Genomic DNA, 15,453 nt, shown 5'->3' on the forward strand with positions numbered 1-15,453 from the left:
CCCCAGTCCCCAGTCCCCAGTCCCCAGTCCCCAGTCCCCAGTCCCCAGTCCCCAGTCCCCAGTCCCCAGTCCCCAGTCCCCAGTCCCCATCTTCCTTCGCGGTTCAAATTCTTAAACTTAATGGACTTGCCGATAGTCTACCACCCCGATTACGTCGCACCACTCCCAGAAGGGCATCGCTTCCCCATGCCCAAATTCAGCAAACTCTACCAAATGCTTTTAGCTGATGGCGTAGCCATCCAAGAGCAAATATACATACCCGAACACCCACCCCAAGAGTGGATAGAATTAGTCCACACCCCGGAATATGTCCAAGCATACTGCCAAGGCACCTTAGATGCCAAAGCACAAAGGCGAATTGGCTTGCCGTGGAGTCCTGCACTCGCAAATCGTACCTGCATTGCCGTAGGCGGCGCAATTCTCACAGCCAAACTAGCACTAACTCACGGTTTAGCTTGCAACACTGCTGGCGGAACTCATCACGCCTTTCCCAGTTACGGATCGGGGTTCTGTATTTTTAACGATTTAGCCATATCCGCCCGCGTCTTGCAACATCTCGGACTTATCCGTAAAATCCTCATCCTAGATTTAGACGTGCATCAAGGCGACGGTACAGCATATATTTTTCAAAATGACAACAGTGTTTTCACCTTCTCAATGCACTGCGAAGTCAACTTTCCCGGCACCAAACAACAAAGCGATCTTGACGTTCCCCTGCCAGTCGGGATGGAAGACGACGCCTACCTGCAAACTTTGGCAAAATATTTACCAGATTTGCTGTTAGATGTCAAGCCAGATTTAGTATTATATGATGCAGGTGTTGACCCTCATGCAGGCGATCGCTTAGGCAAACTTGCCCTCACCGATACAGGGATTTTCCGCCGCGAGATGCAAGTTTTGAGTACCTGTGTTGCTGCTGGTTTCCCAGTCGCTTGCGTAATTGGCGGCGGTTATGCCGACGATCTTGATTCCCTAGTTTACCGCCACTCCCTTTTACACCGAGCGGCCAGCAATGTCTATCGCCAGTATAGGCTGTGATGCCAAACTAGAAGCAGAGGATTTGTTTCGTCTTCTTCGATACACTTTTGAACGGTGAGTGCAACCGTATCCCTAACTAATTACTCAAACTATCGCTGAGGAAAAATCGTGGTTCTATCAAAAGGCTTCGAGATTGAAATGTATACTGGCACCCCCAATGGTGACATTGTGGGTTTATCCGACCGGATTGTGGCAGACCTAGATGGATTCGTGCGGGAGCCAGATAGCCGCAACGTGGAATATACCACAGAACCGCTTTATTGTTACGACGAATTATTATGTGCCTTGGTGCGTCCTCGGCGGCAACTACGAGATTATTTAAAACGCCAGGGAGATTACACACTGATTCCGGGTAGTACGCTGTCATTGGGAGGAAGCGAAGTTTTCCGGCGTTCTGACCCCGACAACCCTTACCACGACTATATTGAAAACACCTACGGCACCAAGGTAGTTACAGCCAGCGTTCATATCAACATCGGCATCAGCGATCCAGAATTACTGATGCGGGCAATTCGCCTCATCCGCACAGAAGCACCCCTGTACCTTGCCCTCAGCACCTCCTCCCCGTTTCTCGATGGGTTAGCCACTGGTTATCACTCGACTCGCTGGGGACTCTTCCCAAAAACTCCCGCCCACGTCCCCTTATTTGAAAGCCACGCCCACTTTATCCAGTGGACAGAAGATCAGCTGAAAGCTGGGACGATGCAAAATGTCCGCCACCTCTGGTCATCTGTGCGACCAAATGGTAACGAGCGCCCCCACGACCTCAACAGGCTCGAATTGAGGATCTGTGACTTAATTGCCGATCCGATTGCGTTGCTGGCTGTCACAGCCTTGTTAGAAGCTCGACTTTTGCAGATGATTGATAATCCCAGCCTTGACCCGTTGCAAATGAGCCAATTGTCCTCAGAAGACTTGATTGCCCTCACGGATGCCAACGAAGATGCTGCTGCCCGTCACAGTTTAGATGCCGAACTGCGGCATTGGCAAGACGGTAGACCGATTTTGGCACGAGATTGGATTAAAGAAATTTATCAAGAAGTTTGGTACATGGCTAAACAAATGGGCTTTAGTTGCTTCCTCTCACCCCTACAAAAAATTCTTCGTGAAGGAAATGCTGCTGAGCAGTGGTTAAATTTACAAGAGCAAGGTCTAGATACTCACAGCGTGATGGTCGCCGCCATTCAAGGTTTGGCTGACCAAGAACAAGAACTAGAAGATAAATTGTGCCAGGGTTTAGTCGTCTGAAGTATTTGAGGGATTGGGGACTGGGGGCTGGTGACTGGGGGTTGGGCAAGATTTTTATCCAATTCCCAATTCTCAATCCCTAATCCCTTGATCCTGAGCTACCCTTCCTTGCTTTTTCTTGGCTTTTTGCTGGATAATTTTTCGGCGGCGGAGATTTTTGTTGAGATCAGAATATTTAATCTATTTGAAATTCGGAGGTCATATAAAAAATATGTATATATCACTTTGTCATTAAGCACATTTTGAATTGCCAGCATACAGTTGGTGTTTGAGTCAGAGAGTTCTTTCATCTCATGCCCTTTGTTGTCCTCGTTCATCCGCAAATTCCGCCCAATACTGGCAATATAGCCCGTACCTGCGCCGCCACAGGAACCGAATTGCATTTAGTAGGGCCGCTGGGTTTTGAAATCAGCGATCGCTACCTAAAACGTGCCGGATTAGATTACTGGCCTTATGTAAATCTGCACTACCACCAGCGTTTAGAAGACTTTCGTGCTTTCCAAGAGAACCACGGTGGGCGCTTGATTGGCTTTAGCGTTTCTGGAAGTTGTAGTTATATTAAGTTCCAGTTTCAGACTGATGACTGGTTATTATTTGGCAGTGAAACTACTGGGCTGCCCCCAGAAGTTCTTGCCCTTTGTAGTGCCACCGTCTATATTCCTATGGCACAGCCCCACGTTCGCAGCTTAAATCTGTCTGTAAGTGCGGCAGTTGGTCTATTTGAAGCCCGTCGCCAACTAGGGATTCTAGAAGGATGAAAAATGTCTGTAATCTTTAGTCACTGGTCATTAGCTGATGACCAGCGATTAATCACTAATCACCAACGACTCTTTTCTTTCACGCAGATTTTATTTACAATTCTTCAGTTATGCAGGCTACAAAATGGGTATGGCTTTGATAAGAAATTTCTATTAGTAATAGGAGCTACGAAGGACAGATGATGATAGCTTTTATTCATGCAATAGCTGGGAGTGTACAGTTGCCCAAAACCCCGTGCCCCAACCTCTAGAAAGATTTTTAGGGCTGCCGGGTCAGTGCAATCTACGCCATTAGTTAGAGCGATCTACATAATTTCACGGTTGTTGTATTGGGCAAAATAAGCTTAAAGTTTCATCTGGTAATAAACCAACAGCAGGATGCCAAGAACTAAAGTGTTCTGCAAGTATTCCGGAGCAAAGCAAGTCTAGCAAGTATGTTCCAATATCATCGACGCCAGAGTAATGAACAGACCTATAGCTTGCCAGCTCTTGACAAAAGGCTCATGGTTGACGCAATGATTAAATCTTCAGCCGAAGAGGTCAAGCCTGAGCTGTTCATGACTGAATTATGTTCCCAGTCGTGTAAACTTGTCTAAATCAAAAAATCAGGGTAATCTTGCCTAAGTATCATTACTGGCAGTGATTTAGATCACTTTTCGATGTGATTTGTCCTATTGACTGGTAAAAAATCATTCAGGGACAGTTAAGCGCTCGTCATAAGTTAGGAGGTCGTGTTTGAAACGCCCATTCACGCACAAGATTAAATCGATTCCTTCCTCTTCCTGTGCATCTGACAAGGATGCGAACGCATTGCTGTCCGCAGGAACGCAACCGGACTCAGATGCAGGTTCTTTGAAGCCAACTTCTCAAGAGGTCAACCGCCGCGCTCGCACATCTGCCGCCATGATTGGATTGGCAATCTCGATGGGAGCCTCCAGCCTCTTGTTGCCGCAAAAAGGCGACGAAGCAATGGCAGCAGACCCGGTTGCCGTAGAGCCAAGTTCGACAAATGCTACCGTAGCCGCGGAAAGTGCTGCTGTTTCCACCTTTGGAGAAGCAGAAACTTCCTCAGTCGCACCAGAGCCTTCTTCAGTAGAGCGGGAAGCTCAAGCAGTTGCGCCAGCACCAAAGGTAGAACCGGAAGCTCAAGCAATTGCGCCAGCACCAAAGGTAGAGCCGGAAGCTCAAGCAGAATCGAAAAATGCCCCGCGCGTGATTGAACACAAAGTGCAGCAGGGGCAGACGATTTGGCAGTTGTCAAAAAACTACCAGGTAGAACCTGCTGCGATCGCCACTTCCAACGAGATAAAATCCAGCTCTGTCCTCCCAGCTGGAGAAGTGGTAAAAATTCCGTCAGTGAACGGCATCGTTCACGAAATAAAGCCTGGCGATACTGTAGAAAAGCTATCTGAGTCTTATGGGGTTCCTTCTTCCCAGGTGCAGCAATCAGCTGGGGTAGTCAACGCAGGAACGCTTCGGGTCGGTGAATCAGTTACGATTCCCGGCAATGTAAATGAGCTACTTAAAGCAAGACAAGACGCGGCAATGAACCGCTTGAAAGAGCAGCAAAGCCGCTTAAAGAGCAGTCTGTCCGAGTGGAAGTCTCAGGAGTTAAATAGTGAATCTGCTGGGCAGCCAGAAGTCACTGAACAAGCTCAAACAATTAATCCTCAATCCGCTGAAGTAGAAGTAGCGGATACCCAGGTGCCAAATTCGGTGGTAGCGCCGCTACCTTCCTTGAGTGTCCCGAATCGGGTGATTAACCACATCCCCGCCAGCCAAACACAAGCGGCGATAGAAACACCAACGTTACCACTGCCTGGGGTAAATGAAACCCAGAGTGAGCCAGTACCGAATTTAGCAATTAACCAACCCCTGGCAGTCCAACCCCTGCCAGTTCAGACTGCATTAGCAGCACCAACACCGATAGCTGTTGTTGAGGCAGATGGAACCCCCGCCAAGCTTTACCAGGTAAGACCAGGAGATACGCTTGATGCGATCGCTCGCACTCACGGCATTTCTAGATCAGAACTGATCCGGGCAAATCAGTTAGACAACCCGAACGTGATTCGGGTCAATCAACCGCTGAAAATCCCGCAAGCCCAGAGTGTAACAGTGATTCCAGGTCTTACACCAGTACCTGGACAATCTGTAGAGACAAAAGACTTCGCCTCTGAGTCTGCTACAGCCAGTCTTTCTGTTCCCACTTTGCCTACCTCGGTGCCAGTCGTACCAACACAGATACGAGCGCAAGGTGAGGCTTACCAACCCGTCGTCAAACCAGTGCTAGTTGCTAGTAATCCCTTACCCAGCACCACACTGATTGCTGACAACGATGTGAATCAGTCTTCTAGCGAACAAATCGAACAAGAGGACTCCGACTACAGCCCGCAGATTGAAAAACTCCGGGGGGAAATTGTCAAGCTACGTCAACAGTATCGCGCTCAGCAGAACGGTGGCGCGGGCAACTCAAACGCTCCCGTAGCTAACATCGCTGTGCCGACTGCTCCTGTCACCGTAAAGGTTGCTCCTCCAGCCGCTAATCCGGTGAAGCCTTCTCAATACAACGCTCCGATCAATCCGGAGTATAGTCCCAATCGGTACAACGAAGCCGTACAAGCAGAAATGCAAAGACGGCAACAGCAGCGATCGCAGGCTCCAATCCAAATCAAGGTGCCTGCACCCGCCAATCCACGGACTACTAGAAGACAGCAGCCAGTGGTAGCAGCGGCACCATCAGGAGCAGACACCTATAATCCGACACTTCAAACCCCCTTCGGTCAGCAGGTTTCTCCCGAATTACCGCCCCTACCAGGGCCAAATCCCTACCTGCCAGAAAACCCACAATTCACTGGATACATCTGGCCTTCAAAGGGTGTCTTGACCTCCGGCTATGGTCGCCGCTGGGGACGGATGCACAAGGGGATTGACATCGCTGCTCCGGTTGGCACACCTATTTTTGCTGCCGCTCCTGGGGTCGTGGTTTATGCACGCTGGAACTCTGGTGGCTACGGAAACCTGGTTGACATTCAGCACCCTGATGGCAGCTTGACTCGCTATGCCCACAACAACCGCCTTCTGGTGCGAGAAGGGCAACAGGTTGATCAAGGTCAGCAAATTTCGGAAATGGGCAGCACCGGACACAGTACAGGCCCTCACCTCCACTTTGAGGTGCATTCCTCTGGACGGGGAGCTGTCAACCCGATGGCATTTCTACCTAAAAAGTAAAAATTACTTTTTACTTTTCAAGGAAAAAGGCAAAAGATTTTTTCTTTTGCCTTTTTTTTTATGCTATACTTGCAAAGGTGTAGAAAAGCACGGCTCAGTAGCTCAGTGGCAGAGCTAGGGACTCATAAGCCCTCGGTCGTTGGTTCAAATCCAACCTGAGCCATTACTAAAGACGGAAGGATGAAAGCTGAATTATTCTCCTTTCCCGTGTCTGCCTAAGTCGTGATAGTGCCGGATGAGTTCGGCAACTGACCAAGCTTGGGCGATCGCACCCTGAGCTGCATAAGGCGGATCGCCATCAAAAATTTCGGAAATTGAACCCAAACAAGCTTGTTGCTGGAAGTGTTCCAGCATGGGTAGGGAATCAAAGGGAACGGGTTCGGAATCGTAGAAACGGCTCCAAGCTCGGATATAGGGGCCAATCAGCCAACTCCAGACTGTGCCTTGATGATAAGCGCGATCGCGATAGTGGGAATTGCCAGTATAAGTACCCACATATTCCGGATCGTCCCTTTCGAGGCTGCGAAGACCATAGGGTGTTAAAAGCCTACGGGAGGCTAGTTTTAACACAGAACGTCCTTGAGCGGCAGGAAACCCGCAATGATAAAGGGAGAGAGCTAAAACCGCATTTGGGCGAATCTTGGGGTCAGGCACATCATCCGGCGCAATCCTATCGTAGAAGTATCCCCGCCCTGGATTCCAGAATTTTTGCAGCGATGCTTTCACCTGTTGCGCCTGTCGGGTATAGCGATCGCGCTGATTACTCAGCCACCTGCTATTAGCACCCGGTTCGCTTAACAGCTGTTGCGCCCAACGGCTAGCCCAGCACAAAGCAGAGTACCACAGAGCATTTATTTCTACAGGTTTGCCACAACGAGGCGTTACCGGCTGACCATCAATCACCGCATCCATCCACGTAAGCGCCACGCCCGGAAAATCCCAAGTCACTAGCCCATCCGCCGCATCAATGCGGATATTGTAATCGGTGCCAGCCATAAAACCTTTGTAAATCTGCCGCACCACGGGATACTGTTGCGCTAAGAATTCCCAATCCTGCGTCGCTTCCAGGTAAAGTCCTAGCGTTTCAATCCACCAAAGCGCAGCATCAATGCTGTTGTAAAATGGCTGCGCCCCAGCATCCGGAAACGCATTCGGAATCAAACCATTGCGACAAGAGCGCCCAAAAGTTTCCAGCAGTCCCTTCGCCACAGCGTATCGCCCAGTTGCTAAAGCTAATCCGGGTAGAGCAATCAGCGTGTCGCGTCCCCAATCATTAAACCAGTGGTAGCCAGCAATCACCGTAGGGCCAGCAATAGATGCACGGTAAACGATAAACTGGTCGCCGGCTCGTAACAGTTGCTGAAAAATTGGAGATTGTCTGTTGTCGGTTGGGGTTGGTAGGTGGGAAGATTCTAACAACGTTTCAACTTGACAACTTGGCCACTGATACAATCGTTGTTCCTGTGTCTGCACCGCTTGCTGAAAGTCTAGCGGACTGAGGTCTGGTTGGTCGGGGTGGGGCAATCCGACTTTTGCTTCTAGGGCGATCGCGTCTCCCGGTTGCAGCGTCACCGTCAAGTATCCAGGGCTATAGAGGTCTTCCGTGTCGGCTAAACCACGCTGCTTCTCCTCTGGATAGTAATAATGCCAGTACCAAACCCCTTCCTGTTTATAGTCTCCCGCACTCCAGCGCAGATGCCAGGGTGTGCCAGTCCAATCTGGACGCATGGCTTGCAAGCAGATTTGCTGTTGCGCCACCAATTGGGAAAAGTGTAATTCGGATGCGGCTGATTGCTGGTGGTGAAAATTGCGATCGCCTATGACGGGTCGCAGCCTCAGCGTCGCCGCAGTGTCGCCTTCATAGCGATACTGAATCAAAATCCGGTTGCCAGATTCTTCCTCCTTTATCCTTCCATAGGGCATCACCAGCTGCCTGACTAGCTGCCAGTTGCTTTCACTCCAAACCCAGCTGGGAACTGGCTCAATCTCAAAAGAACGCAGCAACTGATACCCCAAAGGGTCAACTTTGTCATTCGTCCAGAAATTTGTTGAAAGTGCAAAAATCTGCCCTGCTACTTCCAAACTGGCATCCAGGTGAGATAGTAATAAAGTCCGCTGACTCGGCGGATCGAGGGCAGCAATCAACCAACCGTGATAAGTTCGAGTCCGGGCATCACAGACAGTACCGCTGGCAAAACTCCCTAACCCGTTGGTAAGCAGCCACTCTCTCGTATCCAAATTATCCATTCCTACTCAAACTCGTTATGAGTATGATATATTCGTAACAGATCGTAAATAAACAATCGTTGCGTCCAGGGTAGACCCAAACTAGATTACCCCTGAACCAGCTCATTTAGTAGCAAAATAATTCAAGGAGAATCGATTCATGACTCACCACGCAGAAGGGTGCCTTCGGGTTGGACAAGCTGCCCCTGACTTTACTGCAACCGCTGTGGCAGATCAAGAATTTAAGACGATTAAACTGTCTGACTATCGTGGCAAATATGTAGTCTTATTCTTCTATCCCTTAGACTTTACATTTGTTTGCCCCACGGAGATCATCGCTTTTAGCGATCGCTATGAAGAATTTCAGAAGCTCAACACTGAAGTCCTCGGCGTATCCGTTGACAGCGAATTCTCCCACCTAGCCTGGATACAAAGTGAGCGCAAACAAGGCGGCGTGGGCGACCTGAACTATCCTCTGGTTTCTGACATCAAGAAAACCATCAGCGCTGCTTACAATGTTCTCGATCCTGAAGCTGGAGTAGCACTGCGCGGCTTATTCATCATTGACAAAGAAGGAATTATCCAACACGCGACTATCAATAACCTCGCAGTTGGTCGCAACGTCGATGAAACCCTGCGTACCCTCAAGGCGTTCCAGTACGTGCAGTCACACCCCGATGAAGTGTGTCCCGCTGGTTGGCAAGAAGGCGACAAGACGATGGTTCCTGACCCCGTTAAGTCGAAGACTTACTTTGCCGCTGTTTAATTTCCAGATAGCGAGTCAATTTCAGGACTAATTCAGTCTTGAATTAATTTAAAAACCCCAGCACAGCTTAGATAAAGCCTGCTGGGGTTTTACTTAATTACTGTAACTGCTGTAACGTTGCTTTCACGATGGCTAGGTGTTGTTGATTTTATGCGATCGCTTCTTGCTTGCATCAATTTAGTGTATAAACACAAAATGGTTTTGGGTGTGAGATTGAGATGGTTAATTTGGACACCAACACAGCCTTGGCGTTCATCGCTGAAGGTTCGCCTATCCGCTATCAGTTGCGAGAATATGTCCTAGGAAAACAAATGGTGATAACTCAGACAGCATTTAATGAGTTCACTCGTATTGTGCAGCGTAGTGGTGGTGTCTTAGAACAGGAAAGAACTAGCCGATTTCTACAAATACTGACTATTACTCCCGACAATCCCTCGGCTAGAGCATTAAGCCTCCGACCTACAAGAAGGTTGGAAGAAAACGATATTATTATTTTAGGAACTGGCGACCAGTTGGGCATTGTAACCATGACGGCAGATGTTAACGCTGTTAAGTCGGCTCTAGCTCAAGGTGTAGATTTCAATGTATATATCCATTCCCCTTTTTCTCTAACAGGAAACTAATTATGCAAATTACTATTGCACCTTATTTGCTAAGTACGTATAAGCTAATTCAGCGTGGCTTTCCTGATGGAATAGACTCCGAATCTTATTTGCCACTTTTAGCACTGCTTTCTGATGAAATGAGCCATCGCAGTCTTGCACAAGTTATCGCTCATTACACTGGAAAAGATTATTATATTGTTCTGAATGATGTGTATGGGGTGAGATCAACAGATGTGCCTCCACCTAATGCTATTGACAAAATCAAACAGCGTCTACTTGCTTGCGGTTATGAAGAGTGGCTGAAAGAGGAGTAACGTGGCGTTAATTGCTGTAACGTTGCTTTTACGATAGCTAGATGTTGTTGATTGTACTCAAGTGCTTTTTCATAATTTCCCAATGCACAGTAAGCCTTGACCAGATTAATTAAAGTCCTCTCTTCACCTTGGCGGTCTTGCAATTCCCGTGCAAACGTTAACCTATGCTTATAAAAATCAATAGCTTTGAGATACTTTCCTAGAGATATATATACCTTTGCTTCACTTTCGAGCAAAAGTATTTTTAATTGCTCACAATGTTTTTCCAAGGGGATTTTCAATTGTTTGGCAATTGCTAAAGCTTGCTCACAATACTCTAGAGCTATTTCGCCAGAAATCAGATGGAGTATTGCCAAATCATAGAGAGTTATAGCCTCAAGAGACTTAGCACCAGTTTCTTGACAAATCTCTAATGCTACCTGCAAATATTCCAGAGCTTCTGAATACTGCTCAAGTTTATAGAACGCCCAACTTCTCAAGGGAATGAGAGATTCTTCATTGATAGAAGTCTCGAAGCGAATACCTATTATTTTGGCAGCTTCTTCCCAGGCCTTTATTTGACACAGATGGTAAAACGCTTCTAAGAAACTGCCTGCCTTCTCTATGTTAGGAATATCGGGAGAAGCTGGCTCCGGTTGATAGACCTTTAAATAATAGAAAGCTAATCGAAGGTGAGCTTTTTCTTCAATGGTTAGCTTTCTGATTGATACAGTTGATACCTCACTAGCTGTTTGAGTTGTTCCGTTCTCTTCAACAGCACAATCAGATTCAAGCAAAACCAACTTACCTACGGCGTTATAGCGCAAATTCAGAACCTCTTGCTCTGAAAGCTCTTGCAGTTGCACTTCTCTGTAGAAGCTACTCACGCTAGTAACACCTCCTCTTCAAGCTTGGGCAAATTATCTAGTGCGACTCTACGGTTAAGACTGTGCAAACGATAGGTAATGTTTTGGGCTTTTTTTTCTGTCTCCAGAAGAAGCCGTCGTTCCAATGTTTGAAAGGCTAATTTTTGCTCTTCGCATGGGTACTCTCCTATTAAAAGGAGCCAAGCACGGCGTTCTGTAGCACGTCTATTCATAGCTCCCATGCAGAACAATAAACACGCGACTGGGTATGCTCTATGTAAGCGCTCAAAAGTTTTTTCAATGCGCGTTTGAACCAAGTCTGTCAGTTTAGTGCTATAGCGATCTAGTCTTGGCTTATCCTCCCTAGAACTTGGTTCGGGCGCGTTTTTCATCCGTTCCACTTCTTCAATTTCATGTCCATAGTCATTCCAATAAGCTTGGACATCTCCTTGGTAGGGTTCATCTCGGATTTCACCCGCAATTACCTTTAATGCTAGTGGATGCCCTTCATAGACGCTGATGATGCGCTTGAGGTAATCCAAATCCGCGTCTTCGTGTATCCTGACATCCCAAACTCTAAACAGCTCCTTGGCTTCTGATTCATGCAAACCCTTCAGCAGTTCTGTGTGGGATCGCTGTGAATAGCGCCCTTCAGCCATGACTGGAGGCTGATCTTGAGAGGTCAGGATGATTCGACTAGGCATTTTATCGACTTTAACAACCCGATCCAAGAACTTTGTAAAAGCTTCCTCCTTGAATTGATGACCTGTTTTACCATCAGCCTTTAAAGCCTCCTCAATCATGTCTATGACCAGCAAACACGGTTGCGACTGTAACTCCGCTACCATTGCATCTACATATGTTTGTAACTGCTCAGTTCTTGCTACCTGATGTCCCAAAACCTGACGTGCCAGCGCCTCAAAGTTGGGTGATTCTTGAGAGAAGCTTATTATCTTTAATTCTGGTAATAGCTGAAGAATTTCAGGCTCTCGTGTTAGCTTTGCTGCCAGGGATGTCTTGCCAATCCCGGTTATACCTACTATTGATAAAACTCGGCAGTCTCCTTGCAACTTCTTGATCAGGCTGGTAATCAGTGTTTCACGACCTACCCACCGAGTCTCCCCATCATCAAACTCTTGACGTATTCGACCGTCATCAGAGGCAGAATCGGGTACAAGTGCAGCTGTTTGTGGGGTTGAAGCGCGTTCAACAACTTCTTCCCAGTTCAATCCTAAAACCTGACAAAAAGCCTTGAAAGCTTCAGTATTGATAGACTTTCTTTCTTGCGAAAAACGTTTCCAAGTTGCTAGTGAGACACCGTTAGCTACTTGCTCGAAGTCTTCCCAATTTTTGTCTGGCTCTAGAACCTTACTGGCTTCTTTAAGCCATCTTTCGTCGTCTACAGTCCATCCCTTTTCGTTCCTGGCTTGCTTAATTATTGCTAGTCCCGGCTGTGAAGCTCTCAGCGAAGGCATGACTACAACCTAAGTTTTTGATTGTCAAGCTCAATTTTAGCTCAGTCTCCCACTGAGCCTAATCTGCGTCTGGTGAAATTCATGTAAATCAAAGATTCTAGGGATGTGGGAGGAAGTGAACAGCATAATCGCTTCTTGCCAGTTAAAACAAACGCTCAGGAGTAAGACAATGCAAGCTCAAAATTTCGTACAGATGGAACTGCCATTAAACGTAGAGAAAATCGACCCGCTTAAGCAAATGGAAAAAGCAATTCAAGATATGCTAGACCTAATCTGGAAAGGGGTAATTGTGCATATTTCGGTAAGGACTACGAAAGCGTTGATGAGTCAGCATGGGAAACTCATAGCTTTCAGTAATGAGGAAGCTTGCATTAAAGTGCGATCGCTACCTATTTTCAAACTGGCAATACAAAAGTTACCCGATGTAGAAGCAGCTTTCTTGAAAGCTTTTGGTCACAGCGTCAAAGTTAATTTAGTAGTTGGGTAACACTTGTAACTGAAATTACTCAGCTTAAGCTACACTCGCATCCCCTAAAGTAGGAGATGCGATTTTTGTTGGGGATGAAAGCGCGATCGCATCTTCCTCAAATCCGCTCACAAATAAGTAAAGCAATATTAAAATTACAATAATAAGAGCAAAATGGTATTACAATGCTGACTTCTACCGACTTTAGCGGACTGCTGAATCAACGCTTTTTCCAGAATTTCTTTCCGATTCCAGCAACAAATAGTCTGAATCTGGGAGAAACTACGCCAAACTTTGAATTACCGGACATCACCAATGGCGGGAAAGTCAAGTTATCAGATTACAAGGGACAACCTGTTATCGTCGCCCTTACCCGCATCTTCACTGAAAAGCAATATTGCCCTTTTTGCTTCCCGCACATCAAAGCGCTGAATGAAAACTACGAGCAGTTCACAAGTCGGGGGGTAGCAGTGTTGATGATTACCAGTACCGATGAGCAACAGAGCAAAATTGTTGTTAAAGACTTGGGTTTAAAGATGCCGTTGCTGAGTGACCCCAGTTGTCGGACGTTTCGGGCTTACTGCACGGGTCAAGCTTTGGGTGCGCCTTTGCCTGGACAGTTCGTTGTTGACAAAAATGGGATTTTGCGCTACAGGCATTTGTTCTCCTTCCTTGACCATAATGCCTCTGTAGAGACGCTGTTAGATGCAGTCAGCCGATTGTAGATTCAGGTGAACCTCTCCCCAACCCCTCTCCTTTTGGAGAGGGACTTCCAGTTTGCTCCCCTTCCCTTGAAGGGAAGGGGCTGGGGGTTAGGTCTACGCCTACAGCTTCACCTGTGACAAACTGCTGCGGGGGTTGAAGGAGCGACTGGCGCGGATTTTTTCATAATATTCGCGTTCAGTTGGGGTAATGTCTCTCGGCGTTACCAGCTGAATTTTCACTAACTGGTCGCCGCGATCGCCTTTAGGGTTGCGCCAACCTTTGCCGCGCAGTCGCAGAGATTGACCGGAACGGACTCCAGGGGGAACGTTGACGTTGACGGTGCCATCTGGTGTCGGAACCTCTATCTGCGCCCCTAGGACGGCTTCATCGGGCGTTACAGGCACTTCGCAGACCAGATTATCGCCCTCAAATTGGAAGAAAGAGTGCGGCAGAAGTTCTACTATTAAATACAAGTCGCCCCGCTGTTGGGTGTAGGCACTGACAGAGCCTTTGCCTTTGACGCGAATGCGGCTGCCGTTTTTAGCGCCGGGAGGAATTCGCACTTCAATAGTTTCATTTCCTAAAGACAGACGCTTCTGAACGCCGTGAAATGCTTCCGATAAACCCAGTTTGATGCTGGCTTCTCTATCGGCGCTTACTCCAGAAGGCTGTTCGGCAAAACCGCCAAAGTCTGTATATCCAGTTCCCGTGGATGTGCGATAGCTTGTCCGCCGTCCGGTGCTGCGTCCACCAGTTCTTGCACTAGCACCGCCTAAACCGCCGAGAAGATCGTTGACGAATTCATCAAAATTCGCGTACTGGCTAAAGTCAAAGCCTTCAAAGTCAACGTTAGTTCCAGCGCCGCCACCGCCGCCGCTGAATGGCGATCCTTCTCCGACTTGTCTCCAGTATTGCCCAAATTGGTCGTATTTTTGGCGTTTTTCGGGGTCAGATAACACTTCGTAGGCTTCGCTAACTTCTTTGAAGCGTGCTTCAGCCTCTTTGTTACCTGGGTTCATGTCGGGGTGGTATTTTCGTGCCAGTCGGCGGTAGGCTTTTTTAAGTTCGTCTGAACTGGCGGTTTTGTTTACTCCCAGGATGGCGTAATAGTCTTTGAAGTCGGTTGCAGCCATCAGCCTATCTCCTCTGCTTTAATATTTAGTTTAAGTTTTTTTATTTAGATCCCTCAGAGCTAGGCTATCAAAGGAGTCAATGGGTTTAAGTTCGGTTCTTTCTCATGGATGCGATCGCAATTTCCGTACTTGTCACAGAGTACCGGATCAGACGATCCAATCCATCATTCAGGGCTGGTGGTGCGTCTTTTAGTTGTTGGTACATACTCAGTATGACTTCTTCTGGAACTTGACGCTGGCGCCTTCTATTCCTTTCTAGACACTCCTCTAGTGGCGTATCCAACCATATCCCTGTGATGTGGGTAAAACCAATGTTACGGGAAATAGCGATCACTTCCCGACGATGTTTCCTAGCCGCATTTGTAGCATCGTAAATCGCCTGATGTCTCTCCCGAAGGGCTTGGATTAATTGCCGCTGTAGCTCATGCCATATAAAATGCCACTCACCCTGCACGGCTTCATCTCCAAATAGTTGCTCTCGAATCCCATCTGTGGAAATCAGTCGCCGCTGTTCACATTCTGCAACCAGTTGTTTTGCTAAAGACGATTTGCCACTACCGGGAAGTCCGATAAGTAAAAAAAGCGCTGAATATTTAGGAGTTAAGAGTGAAGAATGAGGAGTTATGGGAGCATCAGAATTTGACAA

The 15,453-nt window shown here is 47.5% G+C and carries 14 protein-coding genes and 1 tRNA gene; 10 read left to right on the forward strand and 5 right to left on the reverse strand.

Annotated features, from left to right (window positions below; all coding sequences use genetic code 11):
• Positions 1 to 120 precede the first annotated feature (120 nt).
• The 5 genes from H6F63_RS05090 (at position 121) to H6F63_RS05110 (ending at position 6,435) form a co-directional block, all read left to right on the forward strand.
• Entirely contained in the window at positions 121 to 1,038 is a 918-nt protein-coding gene (locus tag H6F63_RS05090) for a histone deacetylase (protein ID WP_190635607.1), read from the forward strand.
• 108 nt (positions 1,039 to 1,146) lie between these two features.
• A complete protein-coding gene (gshA, locus tag H6F63_RS05095; RefSeq protein ID WP_190635409.1) occupies positions 1,147 to 2,286 on the forward strand; it encodes a glutamate--cysteine ligase in 1,140 nt (379 codons plus the stop codon).
• 293 nt (positions 2,287 to 2,579) lie between these two features.
• Positions 2,580 to 3,044 carry a tRNA (cytidine(34)-2'-O)-methyltransferase gene (locus H6F63_RS05100; RefSeq protein WP_190635412.1) on the forward strand — a complete coding sequence of 155 codons (465 nt, stop codon included), beginning with the start codon at positions 2,580 to 2,582 and terminating at the stop codon, positions 3,042 to 3,044.
• A gap of 735 nt (positions 3,045 to 3,779) precedes the next feature.
• Complete coding sequence (locus tag H6F63_RS30890) at positions 3,780 to 6,272, forward strand: peptidoglycan DD-metalloendopeptidase family protein (protein WP_190635413.1); 2,493 nt, start codon at positions 3,780 to 3,782, stop codon at positions 6,270 to 6,272.
• Between the two features lie 91 nt (positions 6,273 to 6,363).
• Positions 6,364 to 6,435: transfer RNA gene (locus tag H6F63_RS05110), tRNA-Met, on the forward strand.
• Between the two features lie 29 nt (positions 6,436 to 6,464).
• Here H6F63_RS05110 and H6F63_RS05115 read toward each other — a convergent pair.
• Positions 6,465 to 8,519, reverse strand: coding sequence for an amylo-alpha-1,6-glucosidase (locus H6F63_RS05115; RefSeq protein ID WP_190635414.1), 2,055 nt, complete (start codon positions 8,517 to 8,519; stop codon positions 6,465 to 6,467).
• Positions 8,520 to 8,658: 139 nt separating this feature from the next.
• On the opposite strand from H6F63_RS05115, the gene H6F63_RS05120 reads away from it, so the two are divergent.
• From H6F63_RS05120 to H6F63_RS05130, 3 genes are all read left to right on the forward strand, one after another.
• Positions 8,659 to 9,264, forward strand: coding sequence for a peroxiredoxin (locus tag H6F63_RS05120; protein ID WP_190635417.1), 606 nt, complete (start codon positions 8,659 to 8,661; stop codon positions 9,262 to 9,264).
• A gap of 218 nt (positions 9,265 to 9,482) precedes the next feature.
• Positions 9,483 to 9,887, forward strand: coding sequence for a DUF1308 domain-containing protein (locus H6F63_RS05125; RefSeq protein WP_190635419.1), 405 nt, complete (start codon positions 9,483 to 9,485; stop codon positions 9,885 to 9,887).
• Between the two features lie 2 nt (positions 9,888 to 9,889).
• Positions 9,890 to 10,183: a DUF3349 domain-containing protein gene (locus H6F63_RS05130; RefSeq protein ID WP_190635422.1), complete on the forward strand. Its 294-nt coding sequence runs from the start codon at positions 9,890 to 9,892 to the stop codon at positions 10,181 to 10,183.
• Here H6F63_RS05130 and H6F63_RS30895 read toward each other — a convergent pair.
• Positions 10,156 to 11,049, reverse strand: a complete 894-nt coding sequence (locus H6F63_RS30895; RefSeq protein WP_190635428.1) for a tetratricopeptide repeat protein — start codon at positions 11,047 to 11,049, stop codon at positions 10,156 to 10,158. The genes H6F63_RS05130 and H6F63_RS30895 overlap by 28 nt on opposite strands.
• Positions 11,046 to 12,503, reverse strand: coding sequence for an ATP-binding protein (locus tag H6F63_RS05140; protein WP_190635429.1), 1,458 nt, complete (start codon positions 12,501 to 12,503; stop codon positions 11,046 to 11,048). The genes H6F63_RS30895 and H6F63_RS05140 overlap by 4 nt, the downstream gene beginning before the upstream one ends.
• A 169-nt stretch (positions 12,504 to 12,672) precedes the next feature.
• Between H6F63_RS05140 and H6F63_RS05145 the strand changes: the two genes are divergently transcribed.
• Both H6F63_RS05145 and H6F63_RS05150 read left to right on the forward strand, forming a co-directional pair.
• Complete coding sequence (locus H6F63_RS05145) at positions 12,673 to 12,990, forward strand: hypothetical protein (RefSeq protein ID WP_190635434.1); 318 nt, start codon at positions 12,673 to 12,675, stop codon at positions 12,988 to 12,990.
• A gap of 164 nt (positions 12,991 to 13,154) precedes the next feature.
• Positions 13,155 to 13,694: a redoxin domain-containing protein gene (locus H6F63_RS05150; RefSeq protein WP_190635435.1), complete on the forward strand. Its 540-nt coding sequence runs from the start codon at positions 13,155 to 13,157 to the stop codon at positions 13,692 to 13,694.
• Between the two features lie 99 nt (positions 13,695 to 13,793).
• Here the strand turns inward: H6F63_RS05150 and H6F63_RS05155 are convergent, their stop codons facing one another.
• Both H6F63_RS05155 and H6F63_RS05160 read right to left on the reverse strand, forming a co-directional pair.
• Positions 13,794 to 14,807 carry a J domain-containing protein gene (locus H6F63_RS05155; protein ID WP_190635437.1) on the reverse strand — a complete coding sequence of 338 codons (1,014 nt, stop codon included), beginning with the start codon at positions 14,805 to 14,807 and terminating at the stop codon, positions 13,794 to 13,796.
• Positions 14,808 to 14,892: 85 nt separating this feature from the next.
• Positions 14,893 to 15,453 carry an AAA family ATPase gene (locus H6F63_RS05160; protein WP_199297694.1) on the reverse strand — a complete coding sequence of 187 codons (561 nt, stop codon included), beginning with the start codon at positions 15,451 to 15,453 and terminating at the stop codon, positions 14,893 to 14,895.

Origin of the sequence: Trichocoleus sp. FACHB-40, from assembly GCF_014695915.1 — a bacterium.
GTDB classification, from domain to species: Bacteria; Cyanobacteriota; Cyanobacteriia; order Cyanobacteriales; family FACHB-T130; genus Funiculus; species Funiculus sociatus.

Bases quoted from the DNA above. Each gene is read 5' to 3' on its own strand.
- H6F63_RS05090 (WP_190635607.1), top strand. From the start codon at position 121: ATGGACTTGCCGATAGTCTACCACCCCGATTACGTCGCACCACTCCCA.
- H6F63_RS05100 (WP_190635412.1), top strand. From the start codon at position 2,580: ATGCCCTTTGTTGTCCTCGTTCATCCGCAAATTCCGCCCAATACTGGC.
- H6F63_RS05115 (WP_190635414.1), bottom strand. From the start codon at position 8,519: ATGGATAATTTGGATACGAGAGAGTGGCTGCTTACCAACGGGTTAGGG.
- H6F63_RS05120 (WP_190635417.1), top strand. From the start codon at position 8,659: ATGACTCACCACGCAGAAGGGTGCCTTCGGGTTGGACAAGCTGCCCCT.
- H6F63_RS05125 (WP_190635419.1), top strand. From the start codon at position 9,483: ATGGTTAATTTGGACACCAACACAGCCTTGGCGTTCATCGCTGAAGGT.
- H6F63_RS05130 (WP_190635422.1), top strand. From the start codon at position 9,890: ATGCAAATTACTATTGCACCTTATTTGCTAAGTACGTATAAGCTAATT.
- H6F63_RS05140 (WP_190635429.1), bottom strand. From the start codon at position 12,503: ATGCCTTCGCTGAGAGCTTCACAGCCGGGACTAGCAATAATTAAGCAA.
- H6F63_RS05145 (WP_190635434.1), top strand. From the start codon at position 12,673: ATGCAAGCTCAAAATTTCGTACAGATGGAACTGCCATTAAACGTAGAG.
- H6F63_RS05150 (WP_190635435.1), top strand. From the start codon at position 13,155: ATGCTGACTTCTACCGACTTTAGCGGACTGCTGAATCAACGCTTTTTC.
- H6F63_RS05155 (WP_190635437.1), bottom strand. From the start codon at position 14,807: ATGGCTGCAACCGACTTCAAAGACTATTACGCCATCCTGGGAGTAAAC.